Raw genomic sequence first — 17,983 nt, 5'->3', positions numbered from 1 at the left:
ACTGGTCGGTTCCGGCGGATCTGTCGGTTCCCCTCGCTAGCGTGACTCCGCACGCGAACCCCACCGCCGACGAAGGGAACCACCCCCATGCCCCGAGACCTCCTCCCCGTCGAGAGCTCCCCGGGCTCCGGTGAGCCGCCCTTCGCCTCGGTCGTCCCCTCCGCCGAGGCCCTGGAGTGGGCGAAGCGGACCGCCGAGGAGTTCGCCCTGGGCATCGACGCCATGGGAAGGAGTTCCTGGGCCTACCGGAACACGATGCCCGCGCAGGCCGAGGAGGTCCTGGGCCATCTGTACGCCCCCGGTCTGCCGGAGCTGATCGAGGAGTGCGACCAGCTCATGCGCGCCCACGCCCCCGACCGGGGCTGGCGGGGATACGCGAGGATCTCCGCACTGGATACGGGCACTCCACTGCGTGCCCTGATCGACCGGTGCGACGACGACCTGAAGCCGCGCCTGGCGATCTGGTTCCTGATCAACGCCCAGCACCCCCGGCACGCCGAGGTCGACGAGCGGGGCCGCCACGGCGAGTACTTCTCCCATATCCACCACCGCACCGCGTTCACCCTGTCCCGCATGGCCCTGCCCTGGGACAGCGCCCTGCTCTCCCTGCTCCTGCACGCGGAGGCACAGTGGCTCACCCACAGTCACGTGCACATCGACGTCTGCGAGCGGGTGCGGGACCAGGTCCTGGCCCCGTGCGTGCGACAGCTTCAGGAGTACCGGGCGCGCTGCCAGGAGCGCGAAGAGGAGCTGTTCCGCCGCGAACCCGACGAGCCCTACCCCCACGCACGGGCGCTCCTGCTCCTCCTGCGCCTGGGCGCCCCCCTGGCCGTCGAACACCTCCTCCCCGAAGGCGACCTGTTCGGCGATCTGCTGCGTGAACGCGAACCCTCGCTGGCCGCCCACCCCGGTCTGGCGGAGCTGTTCGTCCACTTCCTGGTCCCGCCCGGCGCCCGGCCCGCACGAGAGTGGCGCGACGGGCTTCGACGCAGGTTGGCCGCGATCCCCGACGCGGAGAACGTGCTGCGGCGCGTGGTGGAGGCGGCGCTGCGCACGCCGCGGGTGGAGAGGCGCCGCGGCAGTGCGCGCACGGCGTACTTCCTGATCCACGTGCACAACATCGTCAACGGCCTGGTGTGGGCGGTGCAGGAACAGGCCTCCGAGGACGACACCTGGTCGCTGCCCCTCCTGGAGCGGGTCGCGGTGTTCACCGGAACCGGGCCGAACGGCTCCAAACTGCTGCGCTCCGAACGCACGGCCTCCGCCTGCGTCCGCGTCCTGGCCGCGCGCGGCACCGACGAGGCGGTCGCCGCCCTCGCCCGCGTCCGCGCGAAGGCCAAGAAGAAGACCCTCTCCAGGGTGATCGACAGGGCCCTGAACACGATCGCCGACCGGTTGGGCATCACCGGGGAGCAGCTGCTGGAACGCACCGTCCCCGACTTCGGACTGGACCGGGACGGAACCCGGACCGACCAGCTGGGCGAACACCCTGTCACCATGGCCCTGAAGGCGGACGGTGGCGCCGCGCTGGGTTTCGTCTCGGCGAAGGGGCGACCCGTCGCGGGTCCGCCCGCCGCCCTGCGCACGTCGCATCCCGACGAGGTCAAGGCGCTGCGGGCCGAACTCAAGGAGCTGCGCCAGGTGGTGGCGGCCGAACGGGTCCGCCTGGAGGGGTTCCTGGCCCAGGGACGGGTGTGGGACGCCGCCTCCTGGGTCCGTTACTACCTCGACCACCCGGTCACCGGGGCGCTCGCCCGGCGGCTGCTGTGGGAGGTGAGCGGTGACGACGGCCGGACCTGGGCGTGCGGGATGCCCGAAGCCGACGGGGACCACTGGCGCCTGATCGACCCCGACGGGGCGGAGGTCGCCCACACCGCGACCGTGGACGGCGGCGCACGGGTGCGGCTGTGGCACCCCGTGCGGAGCCGGACGGAGACGGTGCGGCGGTGGCGGGCGCACCTGACCGACCGGGAGATCGCCCAACCCCTCAAGCAGGCCTACCGGGAGATCTACCTGCTCACCCCGGCGGAGGAGGCCACCCGCGTCTACTCCAACCGGTACGCCGCCCACATCCTCAGGTACGGGCAGGCCAAGGCCCTGCTGAACGAGCGCGGCTGGAGCGTCCACCAACTGGGCGGCTGGGACGGCGGTGAGGACGGATCCGCCACGTGCGTCCACACCGACCGGGAGAGCGACACCTCCTGGGAGGTCACCCTCGACATCGCCCTGGCCGACGAAGACCGGACCGACCCCGTCCGGCACTGCGGCACCGACCAGGTCCGCTTCCGCCGCGAGGGCGGGGAGGGGCCCGCCCCGCTGGCGGAGGTGCCCCCGCTGGTGCTGTCCGAGGCGATGCGCGACGTGGATCTGGCGGTGGGGGTGTCCTCGATCGCGGCCGACCCCGAGTGGGTCGACCGGGGAGAGAGCGCCCACCTGCCCTACTGGCGCCGGACGGCCTTCGGGGAACTCACCGAGAACGCCGTCGTGCGGCGCGAGGCCCTGGCGCGTCTACTGCCGCGCCTGCGCGTGGCCGACCGGTTGGAGATCGACGGCCGTTTCCTGCGGGTGCGCGGGAACCTACGCTCCTACCGGATCCACGTGGGCAGCGCCAACGTCCTGATGGAACCGGACGACTCCTACCTGTGCATCGTGCCCTCGGGCAGGGACAGGGGGCCGGGGGTGTTCCTGCCCTTCGAACAGGACGGCGGCCGCCTGGCACTGATCCTGTCCAAGGCCATGATGCTGGCCGGGGACAGCGCCATCGAGGACGCGAGTATCACCAGGCAGATCCGCCGCGGACTGGACGGATAGGGAGCTGGCGTCTTCCGGGAAACGGGCCCCTGGCGTGTCGGTGGACCCTAGGCTGGTGGCCATGACCGACCACGGCCCCACTGCCTCCACCGTCGCTGACGACGCGCCCCTGGCGGTCGCGATCGGGGAACTGGACCTTCCCCGCCACCTCCTGGACGACCTCGCCGCCGAACCCGACCACACGGGCGAGCTCCTCATGGACTTCGCGACGAACCTGTACCACTCGGGGCACGGCGAGCGGGCCCGCCGTCTGCTGGAAGCCGTGCGTGAGCACCATCCCGCTTCGGAGGACCGCCAGTACGCCTCCGTCGAGCTGGTCATGCTCCTGCGCCGGAGCCAGGACACGCGGGACCTGGCCGAGGCGGACCGGATCACCTCGGAGCTGTTGCGCCCCGGCGGTATGGCCGAGGGGCCCGCCGAGGTGCTCGGCGAGAACCTGCGGGATCTGGAGCGCTGGGACGAGGCACTGCGCTGCTTCAACATCGCGTCGCGGCAACTGCTTGCCGAGCCCCCGGAGGACCTCGCGGACGAGGACGACCTCTCCCTGGCGCCGCTCGTCAGCCGCCTGCTGGTACGGATGAGGCTGGGGCTGGAACGCGACGCGCACGACGAGGTGGCCCTGGCCGTGGCCCAACGGCAGGTGGAGGGCCTGACGGACTTCCCCGGTGAAGAGGGCGGGGACTGGGGGGACGAGGGACCGGACGGAGAGGTGGAACCGATCTACTCCCGTGAGGCCTTCGATGGGGCCCGCGCCCGAGGACTGCTCACGGGAGAGATCGCCGAGCACGGCGCCGACACCTACTACCGCGCCGTCGAACGAGCCCTTCGGGAGCAGGACCGCGAGCGTCCCGGAACGCGGTGGAGCGTGGTGCTGCACGGTGTGGGGGAGATCGTGGAGTTCGCCGAGCGCTCCGGCCAGGACCCGGCGAGCAGCGGCACCGCCCTTGACTGGGTGGACCTGGAGCTCTCCGCGGACGACCCGAGGCTCCGGGCGTGGCCGCCCGGCCGCAACGAGCCCTGCTGGTGTGCCTCGGGACGCAAGTACAAGAAGTGCTGCGGTTCACCCTCGAACCGCTGACCGCCCACGGCCCCACACGGTGTATGCGCCTGCTCTCCTCGGAGCCCGAGGAGAGCGGGGCACCTCAACCTTGGATCCTTGCCGCCGGTATCAGAGGCCGTGCAAGAACCCTTCCATCAACCTCCGGGCCTCCTCCTCGTCCGCCCGACTGCGTGCCTCGTCCTCCTCCCACTCCACCGAGGAGAAGAGGCCTGTGCGGTTCCAGTACTCGATGACGGACTCGTCCAGGCCTTCGCCGTACTCATCTGCGGCGCTGTAAAGGACGCGCAGATCGCCGCCGTAGATCCGGTACTTGTCGAGGCAGTTGTGGAGATCTTTGTGGTAGCGGTTGCCGGTGAGGAGCTGAAAGCCACCACGGTAGGGACGGAAGACCTCGGTGAGGATCTCGTTCAGGTCATCGAGGCATTGGGCCTCCACACCCCGCAGGAGCGCGTAGGCGATCCCCGTCCGGGAGATGAGGTCACCCAGACGGGGAACGGAGAACGAACTCCACTGCTCCTCCGGTGCGGCGATGAGGTGTGAGGCCACGTCGGTGGGGCTGTACCCGTGGTCGGTGAGTGCCTCCTCGGTCAACGATGCCCATCCGACGCGTATGTCGCGCCGGTACTCGGGAACAGCCTTGGCGACAGCGCTGAAGACCGCTTCCTCCATCGGTTCGGGCCCGATGATCTGTTCGTGTAGTTCGTCGAAGTAGAGGACGGCGTCGACGACGCGTTTCCTTGCTGTGGACTTCATGCGCGTACCCGCCTCTCTCGCACTTCGTGAATCGACCATGCGTGTGAGGTCCACACTTCTCGCACCCTTGCCACTCATGTTCGACATGAGGTGGAGGAGGTTGTTCACACCGTTCTCAGGCTGACCGAAGACCATTGCCGAGATCTGGATCTGGTCTTCTGTGACCGCGACGACCGTTCCCAGACCCGCGTAGGTCACCGCCTCCCTCTCGGCCGTGCCCAGAGTGGTGAGGGAGGTCATCGTGGTCAGCCAGATCGGGTCGAACCGAATGGCGGCGGTCCGATCACCGTAGGCGAAGCACAGATGTGGGTCACGCCTGATGGAACCGCTGATACGGGCCATGTTGCGTGCCTGCCTGATGTTGCGAGCCCGCATCGGGGAATTGAAGGACACCACCATCCCCGGTCTCACCTCAACCGGATCGTCCGGGTCGATGTCCAGAGCCCGCTCGCCCCAGTTCTCGAAGATCGGCTTGACCCGTTTGACGAAGACGCCCGCCAGCATTCCCTGGTTTCGGAACGCCGAGTTCGGGTCCAGGCCGATGTCCTGGGAGACCCGCAGGACCTCATCTGCTCCAGGCAGCACCGCCAGACGCGGGATATTGACGAAGTCGACGTGGTGGTAGCGGACGTTCCACGCACTTCCCGCCTGACGCAGAGAGCGGGTCCAGGATTCGTGCCTCTCCTTGACGGCCAGGAGTTCCTCGACGGAATACCCGGCTCCGGAGTTCTTGTCGATCCGGCTGTGGCAGGAAGGGCAGAGGTACACCAGGTTGTCGATCGAGTTGCGCTGGTCGATCGACATCGCGGGGGCAGCCCTCGGGCCCGCGTCGCCATGGGCGGTGATGTGTGCCGCCATGCCGGTCGGGAGGTTCCCGCGCGTCGTCGGATCCAGTTCGCACCGGCACAGGTAGCACATGCCGTTGGAGAGCCGCCAGAGTTCTCTCTTCGTCGATTCGCTGGGTTCGGGGTACTTTCGGGTGCCTATGTGCCCACCTCGTTCCTGCGCGTCCCACACATCAGGGCAAACCCTAGCCCGTGATGCCGACGCCGAGGACGCTCCGCGCGCAGGCTGACACGCCAACCTGCGGAGGTGCCCGGTGGCTAGAAGCGGCCAGGGGCCTGGCCCCTGCCCGGTGGGCCTTCGGAACGCGAGGACCGGCCCGCCTCCCCGATCCCGTCTCTGTTCGGATCGTGCCGCTTCACGGCCGCGGTTGGAACAGATGGCGCGGAACGCCCTCCAGGTGCGGTGGCGGGTGGTCTCCCCCGAACCCCAGGCGCAGTTCGTGCCGGGCTCTGGTGACGAGGACGTAGTACATCATCTGCTGGTCGGGGTCGCCGCTGTCGGCGGTGTCTCGATGGCAGTCCGGAACGATGACCGTGTCGAACTCCAAGCCCTTCACACTGGCCCGGGTGACGAGGCGGACGCCTGGGCGACTGGCGTCGATGTTCCGGTACCGGCCCCAGCCATTGCCGGTGTAGGCCTGTACGGGCACCCTGGCCCGCTCCAGCGCTTCCAACAGCTGCATCTGGAATTCCCTGGATCGTACGACCACGCCGACCGAGCGCTCCGGGTGTTTGCGGACGTGGTCCCGGATTTCTGTGGTGAGCTCGGCGAACCTCCGGTACCTGGACAGGACCGGCAGGGCTCCCGGCCGCTCAGGAAGGCGGGGTTTCGGGTCACCGAGTCGGAAGTGCTCTGCGAGTGCGGCGATGGGCCGTGTGGTGCGGTGGTTGCCCGACAGCTGGACTTCCTGTGCCGCCAGTGCCGTACGGATCTCGTCGGTCGTGCTCCGCGACTCCGTGATGGTCTGGTACTCGTCGGCCAGCACCGTCACCTGTGCGTTCGTCAGGCGGCACAGGCGGTAGAACCCCACCGGCAGGTCCTGTCCCTCGTCGACGACCAGGGCTCCGGGATCGGGTAGATCCGCTTTCTCCATGACCTGGGAGAACAGGGCGGCCCAGTCGACGTCGAACCCGCCGGGTGTGAACGTGGGAAGCTGTGTACCGGTCGCCCCCAGGTACCAGGACCCCAGCCAGGAGTGGAATGTCCTCACCGCCACCTCGGGCCCGAGCTCCACGGCGGCCGGCCCGACATGCTGGCGCAGGAGGTTGGACCGGCTGATCAGCGTGGTGGGCGTTCCTGTGAGCGCGACCATCGCCGCACGGTGCGCCGCCAGCACGCTCTTGCCCGACCCCGCGGGGCCGCACACAAGGTGGTTGCCCTCGAACGGCAGCTCGTCGAGGACGTGTTGTTGCTCAGGGGACAGGTCGAGGTACCGCAGGGCCCTGGGTGCGTGGTGCGGGTCGGTCACACCGGGTCCTCTCCACGTGCGATACCGGCCGCCTGCCTGCGGGCTGCGTCGATCACGGGCTGGAAGAACCCCGTGATGCCGGGAGCGCCGACGAGCAGGACCCGGTCCAGCAGTGCGTTGCCCGCCTCACAGCTGGTCTCCGGCAGGAGTGCGCAGGCGTGGCAGGCCGCTCGGTTGAGGTTGGCGAATCCCCGCGCACCGTGCTCGGCGCACAGCGGGTCGGCCGAACACCAGGCTCCGGCCTCCAGCAGCCGGAGCAGGATTTCGGTGAGCCGGGCGGAAGCTCCCTGGTGGGCGAGTCCTCCCAGCGTTCCGTCAGCGTCGCCGGCCGCGGTGTAGATGAGCACTCCGGCCTGGTGGCCTCCCTCGCCAGGGCGGGCATAGACCCTCTCGCGCAGGGAAGCCGTGCCGTAACCGCTCTCGAAGGACAACTGTCGGATCAGCAGATGCGCGAACGTGTGGAGAAGGGGCAGCCGGGGCAGCAGCGCGTCACCGACCATGCCCGAGAGCCGGTCCATCTGGAAAGCGGCGTTCAGGTCGCTTTCGAGGCCGCGTACACGTTCGCGCACGCTTGGCTGTTCCTCCCACCGGGAGAGCGCGTCCTCCGAGAAGGCCAGGAACACTCCCTCTCCGAAGACTTCCACGGCTGGAAGCCAACTGCGTCGGCCGGTGGTGTCCACACCCACCATGCGCCGTGGAGACGGCTGCACACGGCAGAACCCACGCAGGGCGCGGACTTCTCGCAGCCGGTCAGCGACAACGACCCGTTCGATACGCCCGCGCAGCAACCGCTCGGACTCGGTGGGCGGCCCCTCGGGGCCGAAGCGGACCGGCCGGACGGTGAAGTGCTTGTCGTTGACCGCGGTGGAGGTGTTCAGGGCGGCCCACTCCTCCCAGCTCATGTCAGCTGCTGTGGAGGGGCGGTCCTTCCGTGGGTGGGTCCTCTCGGTTTCGGTGCCGCCGTTCTCCTGCCTCAGGAGTGCTGCCACGTCCTCGGGTGAGACGCCCGGCTGGCCTTCGCAGATCATCGTGGTGAGCATCGCTGCCCGATGTGGATCGTCGGCGCGGCACAGGCCGGGCCACAGGTCGTCGGACCGGATCCTGCTCGCGATCTGTGGATCCACGGCGCCCGCCTCGGCCGTCGGAGCGGGGATGTCCAGCGCCGAGAGTGTCATCGCGTAGTAGACGTTGCCGGCGTTGCGCTGGACGACGCGTGCATGCTCCGTGCAGTGCGCCGCCTCGTGGCGGCCCTGCCAGGGGTGGTGCCCCGTGCAGCGGGTGCGGCCCCGGTCCAGCAGCTGGAGGAGGTCCCGTGAGGAGTCGCAGGCGCGGCACATCACGGACAGCGCCTCCAGGCCGATGGAGGAATGGTCCACCAGGAACGACAGCCGCTGTGTCGAACGCTGACAGTCGGTGGTGGCACGGCTGTGCGCCCACCACCACCAGTCCACGTCGTCCATGTGCCCGGACTCGCAGATCTGCACGAAGCGCATCGGTCCGAGAGCTTGCGGTGTCGGACAGGCCGGGCACAGTGGTGCGGTTCCCGGCTGTTCGTCGGCCACTCCCCAGCGCCTCATCCTGCGACAGGCGCCGCAGAACAGCCAGGCGGGGAAGCGCACGCAGGGCGCTCCAACACCGTCGGGTGAGTCGAAGAAGTCGTTCTTCGCCGAGGGAAGGGCTTTGAAGCCCGTGACGCCCAGACCCGCCGCCAGCCTTGGCGAGTCCACCCATGGGCAGCTGGACACGGGCCAGTGCGAGATGTCGGCGGCGACGAACGCCTCTCCTTGGGTTTCCACGATCGCGCCGACGCCGAACGGCACGATGGTCTGGGCCTGGCGGACACGCAGTTTCCGAGTCATGCCCCGGCTCCCTTCACGGTGATCTGGCACTCCCGGTCCACCGAGCGAACCGAGTTCAGGGTCTCCCACAGGCCGTTCCTGCGGTCGAAGTTCTTGAGCAGGTGCCGTGTCGCACGGCCCTGCCCGCTCCAGTAGAGGTTGGCCCCCGCCTGGCGTGCGGCGACGGCCGCGTCGTGCCAGTCGGCGATGAGATCCTTGAGTTCGGTGGATACCTCGGTCTCCGCGGCGGGGTCGGTCCTCGCCACCCACGACACCAGCCGCTCAACGGCGTCGGCCACGGTGTCGGGGTGGTCCAGGACCAGCATTGCGCGGTCCTCGCCCGACCAGCCGTGCCCGTGCCGGAGGAGGATCACCAGGGCGGCGTGCAGTGCGCGCCTGCGGGAGGGGATGGACCACGGGGTCACACTGGACGGCTCGACGTGCCGGTACAACGAGCGGTGGAACACTCCGAAGGTCTCGTAGTGCGACCGGTCCCGGGGCTTGGTGGCGTTGAAGAACGCCACGATCAGCCCGGGAACGCGGTCTCGCCCCACCCGGCTGGTCGCCTGGATGTACTCCGCCGAGGCCTTGGGCTGGCCGAGCATGAGCATGAGGGCGAGTCGGCCGACGTCGACCCCGACCGAGAGCATGTTCGTGCATGCCAGGAAGGAGACGGCGGAGGAGGCGGGCCAGCCCTCCTCCAGACGGGCGAGCAGCCGGGGCTGCTCCTCGCGGTCGAGATTGCTGGTCAGTTCCTGGACGGACTGTTCGGCCAGGTCGCGTGTCCTTCCGTCCGCGCCGCCCATACCGGCGAGCTGGGCCGGGATGTCGTCGCGTGCCGCGGTCAGGGTCCGGCCCAGCTCACGGAGGCTGTGGTGGTAGGCGACCAGTGTCCAGTAGTCGTCGCGGTGCTCCTCGGGCAGGAGCGCGGCCTCGTGGAGTGTCGAGGCCGCGGTGGCGACGGTGGCGCGGCCCGCCGTGTGCCCCTGGGCCATGACGCCGACGTAGAGGCGGCCCGGCTTGTCCTCATCGGGTTCGGCGAAGTACGAGTGGCGTGCGTCGAGGCCGGGCGGGGGGAAGAGCTGGACGTCGCGTCCGTACATCAGGCGGACCTGTTCACCCGAGCGGCGGATGGTCGCGGTGGACGCCACGAGTTTGGGCGGTACTCCGTCCCATGAGCACAGCTGTAGAACTGCGGACTCGTACAGGCCGACGGTGGTGCCGAGCGGCCCGGTGAGCAGATGCAGTTCGTCCTGGATGACCAGGGAGGGGCGGAGTGTGTCACCGCCGAAGAGCCGCCCGGCCCGGTGCTCCCAGGCAAGGCGGGCGAACTTGTCCACGGTACCGAGCAGGAATGACGGCGGCTCGTCGTACAGATGGGTGTCCACCACGCGCACCGGCAGGGTTTCGTGGAAGGCGCACTCCTCCCGGGGGCAGAAGAAGGAGAAGGATGTCGGTGTGGTCCGCACCCCGTAGTCGCCGGGGTCCGAGGACTTGGCCCGCGGCATGATCCTCGTTCCGCACCAGGGACAGCGGTCCAGGACGAAGGCGTCGGTCGGCTGGGCGGCGGATCGCTGGCCCTCCGCGATGTCGTGGGCCCTGTCGTAGGTGTTGGGTGTGGTGGCCTCCCCCACCCACAGCCCGATGGAGAAGGGTTCCGCGCCCAGGTCGAGTCCCGCGCAGGCCCTTTCCTCGGGGTGGCTCCTGAGGTATTCCAGGGCGCAGATCGTGGTCCCCGCCCTCTGGAACTGCTGCGTCGTGAGCAGGCTCAGCGTGTAGCGGCTGAGCACGGCCGTGCCGCCTCCGGCGGCCCCGTGCCGCAACCGGCGCAGCAGCATCTCGAAACACGACAGCAGGAGGTAGGCCTCGGTCTTGCCTCCGCCGGTGGGGAACCAGATGACGTCGGTGATCTCGCGGTCAGGGTGCGCGGGGTCGATCAGGCCGCCCGCGCACAGCAGGAAGAAACCGAGCTGGAAGGGGCGCCAGGAGGCCTTCCCGTCAGGGGCGGTGTCCCGAGGGAGGGGGTCGGTGCGGTTTCGAGGCCTGCCTCCCAGGTCGCGGGCCCCGCGACGCATCTGCAGGGCCATGGCCTGGTTGGCCATTCTGAAGGCCGCCAGCGCCACGGGGTCCTCGCACAGCAGGCGTGCTCCGGCCTCCATACGGCTGAGAGCGGTGTGGACACGCGAGAGGATGCGTTCTGCGGCCACGCGTCCCCAGGGGGGAACCTCTGCGGCTGCCTCGCTCAGCCTGTCCTCGTACCACTCCCGGTAGCCGCGAGTGAATTTCGAGAGTGTCTCGGCCAGCTCCGAGGCGGGCAGGAGGCCGTCGCCGAGGTAGGAGAGCCGCAGAGCGCGTGCGTCGCCCTGGCCGGCATGCCGCACCTGGAGTACCTCCTCGGTCGGCATGACCTCGGTGCGTACCCGGGTCGGCGGCGCCCCCTCCGGGGCTGACGTCGGGGCCTCCTCCGCGACCGCGCAGCCGTGGCCCACGGCGAAGGTGCGCACGTGCCGGTACTGCAGGCGCAGCTCCTCCTCTTCCGGGTCGCGGCTGGTGAGGAGGACTCCGGGATACTCCAGGAAGGCGCCTCCGAGCGGCTCCGCGGTGAAGGCCGCCTGGAAGAGCATGCGGTCCCAGTCCGTGCGTGCCGGGCGGTGGCCCACCGTGCCCTCCGCGTCGGGCGGCTCGGCCACGGCGGCGTTGACCAGTGCGACGGTCACCAGCCAGGCCCCCGCATAGGGGCGTCGACGCACGCGCAGGAGCGCGCGCCCGCCGAAGACGGGCAGGTCGTCGCTCTCGGACGCACGGACGGTCTCCTCCTCGAACGGGACGCGTGTCCAACAGCGCCGACCGTCTGTTCTGGAGGTGACGTAGCGTGAGCCCTCACAGGTCAGGCGCAGCTCGGGTGCGTCGGTGAACACCGACAGGCCCAGCGACGAGGGCAGCCAGGCGTTGGCGTCGGAGGTGGGGTCCTCGGCGAAGGCGTTCTCCTCGGTCGGGCTCTCCGCGTCGCGGCCTTCGGCCTCCTCTCCTGCGGCGAGGAGGCGCGAGTGCAGGTCGGCCTCCTGCGGATACAGGGTGCCCATGAGGTAGCGGCGGTCAGGAGGAACGGTCAGGACTTCGTGGGTACCGTCAGCCGGGCCGACGAGCTGGCGCCGCAACGCGGCGGCGAGCAGGCCTCGGACCTCGGCCTCCGGGTGCCTGGCGGGGTGATCGGGCATTCACGGCCTGTTCTCGATAGCGGAGTGTGCGGGATCCGGTTCCCGGATGCGGGCTGGATTGCTCTGGTTGGAGAGAATTCTGTCAGCGGTAGGTGACATTATCCGAAGCATGCGGAATCCCATCCCCCTCACGTCGGATTCAGGTCGGTACAAGCTGGTACGGGCAGTCCTGGGAAGAATTCGGTCATACGTGAATAAAGGGCTCATAGATCTCGAAGATCTCGAAAGGGTGTACGAGGAATTCGGTCTCGACGGTGGGGCCCGCGCCCGTGTCGAGGCGGCGCTTCCCGGGCTGGGTGTGCGCGTGGACCGTGCGCGGAAGCCGCCCTTTCGTCAGTCCGGCCAAGGAGCGGAGCCTCACGGTGAGGCTGCCCCTCCTGTGCGGGAGGATCCGCGGCTGGCGGGTGCGGCGCGCCTGGCGCGGCGGTACGTCGCTGAGGGGCGGATCCCCCCGCGTGTGTTCGAGGGCGTCGTCCGCATGTGCGGACTCAGGCCCGAGGAGTCGGAGGGGTTCAAGGATCGCCTGCGCGTTATGGGGATATCGATCACCTCTTCGAAGAATTCCGGGAGGGCGGAAACGGGAACTCCGCCAGCACCGGATTCCAGCCGGCAGACGAGCAGCGAAGCCGACGCGGACGAACGCCCGCCCGAGGAACCGTCCCCGGACGCGCCGGCGCTGCGGGACCGTGCGGAACTGGTCGGCGCGGTCACCGCCGCGAGGCGAGTACTGGAGGAGGACAGGGTGTGGGGCCGCCCTGGCGATCACATCCTTGACGCGCGGGCCGAGGTGGGGCTGGCCGCGCTGATGAGGGGCGACGGAGACCTCGACCGGGACTTGGATGAGAAGGCCCTGGCCGCCTTGGACCCGCAGGACGAGCGCCGCAGGGCCTTTGACGCGATGGTGCTGCACAACCGGCGGCTCGTCTACAACTTGGCCTTCAAGTTCGAGGGGCAGGGGCTGGAGACGGAAGATCTGGCGCAGCACGGCATGCTGGGTCTGATGCGCGCGGTCGCCAAGTTCGACGGGAGCCGCGGTTACAAGTTCTCCACGTACGCCACCTGGTGGATCCGCCAGGCCATCACCCGTGCCATCGCCGACGAGGGCGCGCTCATCAGGGTTCCCGTGCACTTCCACGAGAAGGCGGCCAAGGTGGCCGCCGCGGAACGGCGGCTGTCGACCCAGGGCAGGAGCGCGAACGCGGCTGCGGTGGCGGTGCACAGCGGATTGACGGTGACCGAGGTCGACCAGGTCCGCCGCCTCACCTACCGGACCGACTCCCTGGACCGCCAGATCCGAGGGGATAGCACGACTACTCTGCTCGAACTGGTGGCGGGCGACGAACGGCACGCCCTGCCCTCTCCCGAGGCCCAGCTGCTGAAGGACGAGTACAGGAGGGAGACCCGTGGTCTGCTGTCGTGTCTGACGGACCGGCGGGAGCGCGAGGTGATCGAACGCCGTATGGGGTGGACCACCGGGGACAGGCAGACGCTGGACCAGATCGGGGAGCACTTCGGCGTTACCCGTGAACGCATCCGGCAGATCCAGAACAAGGCGATGGCCACTCTGCACAACGTCCACGTCCACGGCATCGAGCAGCCTCAGGGCGTGGCCGCGGAGAAGAAGCAGAAGAAGCGCAGGCGGCGACGCAGGAGGGTCGGTTGATCTCCGCGGTGGCACCGGGGTAAGGATCCCTGGACCAGCGTGCCCGCGTCTCCTCCAGGGATCCTTGCGGCTGTCACCAGCTCCCAGCCCCGGCGCCCTGGGCCCGGGCGAAGTCTCTTCTGCGGAACGCCCGCAGAGTTGTTACCTGATGGCCGTATGTGGCCAAAGTTCCAAAAGGGACTTTGGTCCCGGCTCAGTATGCAGGTCAGCGGCGATAACCTGGATCCGCAGACCGCGCGTTCCCCCGTTCCACCGCGCGCGGCCCCCGGTGGTATTGGCAGGCCCACAGTGCAACCCCTCAGAGACGAAGACCCCCGGACCCTCGGTGACATCACGCTGCTGGGCAGGCTCGGCAAGGGCGGCATGGGTGTGGTCTACGCGGGTCGCACCCCCGAGGAGGACATCGTCGCGGTCAAGACGATGCGGGCCGAGTACAGTGACCAGAGCGAGTTGCGCGAGCGGTTCAACCGCGAGGCCGTCGCGCTCGGCATGGTCCAGGGGCCCGGCACCGCCGCGCTGGTGGAGGTCGCCGAGCCCGACGCCGATCCCCAGTGGATGGCCATGGAGTACGTCTCCGGACTGGACCTGGCCGCCTACGTCAAGCGGGAGGGGCCGCTGGACACCGAGACCGGCACCGCCCTGTCCCTGATCCTGGCCGACGCCCTGGCCGCCATCCACGGCGCGGGGCTGTTGCACCGCGACCTCAAACCGTCCAACGTCATGCTCGGCCCGGCCGGTCCGGTGTTCGTTGATTTCGGCCTGGCCGCCATCGGCGGGGCGGGCGGCGACCTGACCGCCACCGGGGCGGTCATGGGCACCGCGAAGTTCATGGCGCCCGAACAGTTCGACGGTGCCGAGCAGGTCACCGAGGCCGCCGACCTGTACGCGCTGGGCGCGGTCCTGGTCTACGCCATGACCGGACGCTATCCCTATGACCGGCCCACGGACACCGCCGTGTACCTGGCGGCCAGGAACCCCGAGATCGAACCGGACCTGGAGGGCGTCCCCCAGACCCTGGTCCCGCTGCTGCGTGCGCTCCTGGCCCCGGAGCCCGAGGACCGCCCGGGCCTGAGCGGGGTACGGGCCCGGCTCGCCGACCGGCTCGCCGCGGTGGGCCTGTCCGCGGGATCGGCCCGCAGGTTCGTCGCCGAGCGCACCCACGTACCGGGCACGGAGGTCTTCGACTCGGTGCGGAGGGACGAGCACGAGCGGCCCCGGCCGACGAAACCGAAGGCTTCCGCGCCAGCGACCGCGGCGACGGGCACGGGCGCCCGGCGCGCGGAGGTGGTCGCCGAACGGTTGCGCAAGGCCTACGCGCGTCCCGCCACCGCGGCCTGACCGCCGGTCGTCAGCCCTCGAGGGCGAGGACGTTCCGATTCGTTATGGCGCCTACGCCAACCGTTGCCCGCGGCAACGCGTGAGACCTGACAAGAGCACACCGGTGGAACACACCGGGGAACACTGTGGAGAGCGAGGGCCGTTCCTTGGCGGAAGGCGTGACAGAGGCCAGCCCGTACGCCCCCGGGGCGCGTGTGGTGGTGCGCGACGCCGAGTGGATGGTGCGGACCTGCACCCACACCGGCTCCGAGCACGACGGATACCAGCTCCGGGTGGTGGGGGTCTCGGAGTTCGTGCGTGGCGAGGACGCGGTCTTCTTCACCGGTATCGACACGGTGGTGCCCCTGCGCCCGGAGGAGACCACGCTGGTCCACGACCTCTCCTCCGGGTACGCCGACAGCCGCCTGTACCTGGAGTCGGTCCTGCGCCGCACCCCGCTACCGCAGTCCGAGCGCCGCCTGGCGATGACCGGCACGTTCCTGCTGGACGAGAAGGTCTACCAGCAGCGCCCCGCCGAACTGGCTTTGCGGGCCCTGCGTCCCCGCGTGCTCATTGCCGACGTCGTCGGCCTGGGAAAGACCCTGGAGATCGGCCTGCTGCTGGCCGAGCTCATCCGCCGGGGCCGCGGCGAGCGCATCCTCGTCGTCACACCCCAGCAGGTACTGGAGCAGTTCCAGCAGGAGCTGTGGACGCGTTTCGCGATCCCGCTGGTGCGCCTGGACTCGGTGGGCCTGGAACGCATCCAGCGCGACATCCCCGCCGGACGCAACCCGTTCCTGTACTTCAAACGGGCCATCATCTCCATCGACACCCTCAAGAACCAGGGCAAGTACGGCCAACACCTGCGCAACATGTACTGGGACGCCGTCGTCATCGACGAGTCGCACAACCTCATCAACGAGGGCAACCTGCGCAACAAGCTCGCCCGGCTGCTCTCCCGGCAGACCGACGCCCTGATGCTGGCCTCGGCCACCCCGCACAACGGTGACTCCCGGTCCTTCGCCCAGCTGGTCAACCTGCTCGACCCCGCCGCGATCGCCGACCCCGGCTCCTACACCGCCCAGGAGATCGAGCACCTCTACATCCGGCGCACCAAGGTGCACCCCGAGGTGCGGGCGGAGATGGGCGACCAGTGGCCCGACCGCGGCCCGTCGGTCCCGGTACGGGTACACGCCACCCCCGCGGAGGAGGCGGTGTTCGCCGAGTTCGCCCAGGTGTGGCTGGCCGGTGAGACCCGCGAGGGCGGACCGGTCGTGGGCCGGGAACGGCGGCTGTTCCCCTACACCCTCCTCAAGGCCTTCCTGTCCTCGCACCGGGCCCTGGCCACCACCGCCGGGAACCGGATCAGGACACTGGAACGCAAGCACGCCCGGCAGGCCGGAACCGGCACCGCCCCGGCGGACCAGCGCGAGCTCGCCGCCCTGACCACCCTCAGGGCCCTGGCCGAGAAGATCGATACCACCACCTCCGCCAAGTTCCGGGGGTTGGTGGACCAGCTCACGGAGATCGGCGTGGGCGCGAAGAGCCCCACCCGCGCCGTGGTCTTCTCCGAGTCCGTGCCCACCCTGGAGTGGCTGCACCAGGCCCTGCCCGCACAGCTCGGCCTCAAGCCCGACCAGGTCGCCCTGATGCACGGCGGCATGTCCGACACCGAACAGCACCGCGTCATCAGCGACTTCGCCCTGTCCGACAGCAGAGTCCGGGTCCTGGTCACCGGCGACGTGGCCTCCGAGGGCGTCAACCTGCACCGCCAGTGTCACCACATCGTCCACTACGACCTGCCCTGGTCCCTGATCCGCATCGAACAGCGCAACGGTCGCATCGACCGCTACGGGCAGGAACACCAGCCGCAGTTCCGCGCGCTCATCCTCACCTCCGCCACCGACGGGGCCAAGGACGACACCACCGTCGCCGAGAAGCTCCTCGACAAGGAGGCCGAGGTACACCAGCGGCTGGGCACGGCCGAGGCCGAGTCCGGTCTGTACAGCGCCCAGAAGGAGGAGGACCGCCTCGTCCTGGACCTGCTGGAGGAGCGCACCGTCGAGGAGTCCATCGACAGGTCCCGGCAGGAGGACCAGGACGACGTCTGGGCGGGGGAGGTGTTCTTCGGGGACTTCGGCGTCGACGACGATGCGGACCCGCCGGAGACCGCCCCCGTCCCACGCCTGTTCGACTCCACCGAGCAGTTCGTACGTACCGCCCTGCACACCGTGGGTGAGGGGATCGACCTGGACGGTGACGACAGGATCGTCGCCTTCGCCCCGCCCGCCGACCTCAGGCAGCGCCTCAAGGCCCTGCCCGCCGACTACCTGCGCACCCACGGGGTGAGGGAGCGCCTGCGGGTGACCTTCGACCGCGAGCACGCGCAGAACAGGCTCGACGAGGCCCGCGCCACCAAGACCACCTGGCCCGACACCGGATATGTCACCGACCTGCACCCGCTCGTGGAGTGGCTGGTCGACAAGATCCAGGTGCGGATGCCCCGCGGCCAGGCCCCCGTCCTACACGGGCGGGTCGACGCCCCCGTCTTCCTGGTCCAGGGCACCTACTCCAACGCGCTCGGCCAGCCCACCGTCGTGGAGTGGATGGCGGTCACCGGGCTGCCCGACACCCCGCGGGTGGAGGACATGTTCGAGGTCCTGGAACGCGCGGGGGTCGGCCCCGACATGGTCAACACGGGCCAGGGCGGTGACCTGGCCGACCTCCAGCGGCTCGTCCCCGACGCGGTCCGGGCCGCCGCGGTCCACCTGGAGGAACGCAAGGACGCCTACACCGCCGGGATCGAGGCGGACCTGGAGGAACCTCGACAGCGCGTCCAGAAGTGGGAACAGCTCGCCCTGGAGGGGCTGGCCCAGGTCACGCAGGGCGGCGGGAAGAGTGACGAGGTGCGTGACACCGCCGAGCAGCAGCGCAGGTTGATGGAGCAGATGCGGACCGCCGGGGAACCCCTGCTGCGTGTCCTGGCCGTGGTGAAGGGTGGAAACTGAG

9 protein-coding genes are annotated in these 17,983 nt (G+C 69.7%); 5 read left to right on the top strand and 4 right to left on the bottom strand.

Translation table 11 applies throughout. The features are described 5' to 3' along the window. The first annotated feature begins 87 nt into the window (after nucleotides 1–87). Both A6A08_RS15610 and A6A08_RS15605 read left to right on the top strand, forming a co-directional pair. Nucleotides 88–2,811, top strand: a complete 2,724-nt coding sequence (locus tag A6A08_RS15610) for a DUF4132 domain-containing protein (protein ID WP_073703323.1) — start codon at nucleotides 88–90, stop codon at nucleotides 2,809–2,811. Nucleotides 2,812–2,872: 61 nt separating this feature from the next. Beyond that, entirely contained in the window at nucleotides 2,873–3,889 is a 1,017-nt protein-coding gene (locus tag A6A08_RS15605; protein WP_073703551.1) for an SEC-C domain-containing protein, read from the top strand. Nucleotides 3,890–3,979: 90 nt separating this feature from the next. Here A6A08_RS15605 and A6A08_RS15600 read toward each other — a convergent pair whose 3' ends face one another. The 4 genes from A6A08_RS15600 to A6A08_RS15585 form a co-directional block, all read right to left on the bottom strand. Continuing rightward, nucleotides 3,980–5,641 carry an HNH endonuclease gene (locus tag A6A08_RS15600; RefSeq protein WP_143181774.1) on the bottom strand — a complete coding sequence of 554 codons (1,662 nt, stop codon included), beginning with the start codon at nucleotides 5,639–5,641 and terminating at the stop codon, nucleotides 3,980–3,982. Between the two features lie 184 nt (nucleotides 5,642–5,825). After that, nucleotides 5,826–6,938 (bottom strand): AAA family ATPase, encoded by a 1,113-nt coding sequence (locus A6A08_RS15595; RefSeq protein WP_199866945.1) that lies wholly within the window; start codon nucleotides 6,936–6,938, stop codon nucleotides 5,826–5,828. Next, on the bottom strand, nucleotides 6,935–8,797 hold the full coding sequence (drmB, locus tag A6A08_RS15590) for a DUF1998 domain-containing protein (RefSeq protein ID WP_073703321.1): 1,863 nt from the start codon (nucleotides 8,795–8,797) through the stop codon (nucleotides 6,935–6,937). The genes A6A08_RS15595 and drmB overlap by 4 nt, the downstream gene beginning before the upstream one ends. Then, nucleotides 8,794–11,994 carry a helicase-related protein gene (locus A6A08_RS15585; protein WP_073703320.1) on the bottom strand — a complete coding sequence of 1,067 codons (3,201 nt, stop codon included), beginning with the start codon at nucleotides 11,992–11,994 and terminating at the stop codon, nucleotides 8,794–8,796. The genes drmB and A6A08_RS15585 overlap by 4 nt, the downstream gene beginning before the upstream one ends. Before the next feature lie 742 nt (nucleotides 11,995–12,736). On the opposite strand from A6A08_RS15585, the gene A6A08_RS15580 reads away from it, so the two are divergent. The 3 genes from A6A08_RS15580 (at nucleotide 12,737) to A6A08_RS15570 (ending at nucleotide 17,982) form a co-directional block, all read left to right on the top strand. Next, complete coding sequence (locus tag A6A08_RS15580; protein ID WP_199866944.1) at nucleotides 12,737–13,657, top strand: RNA polymerase sigma factor RpoD/SigA; 921 nt, start codon at nucleotides 12,737–12,739, stop codon at nucleotides 13,655–13,657. A 288-nt stretch (nucleotides 13,658–13,945) separates the two neighbouring features. After that, on the top strand, nucleotides 13,946–14,995 hold the full coding sequence (locus tag A6A08_RS15575; protein WP_073703318.1) for a serine/threonine-protein kinase: 1,050 nt from the start codon (nucleotides 13,946–13,948) through the stop codon (nucleotides 14,993–14,995). 158 nt (nucleotides 14,996–15,153) lie between these two features. Next, nucleotides 15,154–17,982 carry a DEAD/DEAH box helicase gene (locus tag A6A08_RS15570; protein WP_242422649.1) on the top strand — a complete coding sequence of 943 codons (2,829 nt, stop codon included), beginning with the start codon at nucleotides 15,154–15,156 and terminating at the stop codon, nucleotides 17,980–17,982. The last annotated feature ends 1 nt before the right edge of the window (nucleotide 17,983 follow it).

This window comes from Nocardiopsis sp. TSRI0078 (assembly GCF_001905145.1).
In the GTDB taxonomy this organism is placed as follows: Bacteria; Actinomycetota; Actinomycetes; order Streptosporangiales; family Streptosporangiaceae; genus Nocardiopsis.
This window is presented reverse-complemented; position numbering and strand designations above follow the sequence as displayed.

Coding starts and splice junctions, on each gene's coding strand:
- A6A08_RS15610 (WP_073703323.1), top strand. CDS start 88: ATGCCCCGAGACCTCCTCCCCGTCGAGAGCTCCCCGGGCTCCGGTGAG.
- A6A08_RS15605 (WP_073703551.1), top strand. CDS start 2,873: ATGACCGACCACGGCCCCACTGCCTCCACCGTCGCTGACGACGCGCCC.
- drmB (WP_073703321.1), bottom strand. CDS start 8,797: ATGACTCGGAAACTGCGTGTCCGCCAGGCCCAGACCATCGTGCCGTTC.
- A6A08_RS15585 (WP_073703320.1), bottom strand. CDS start 11,994: ATGCCCGATCACCCCGCCAGGCACCCGGAGGCCGAGGTCCGAGGCCTG.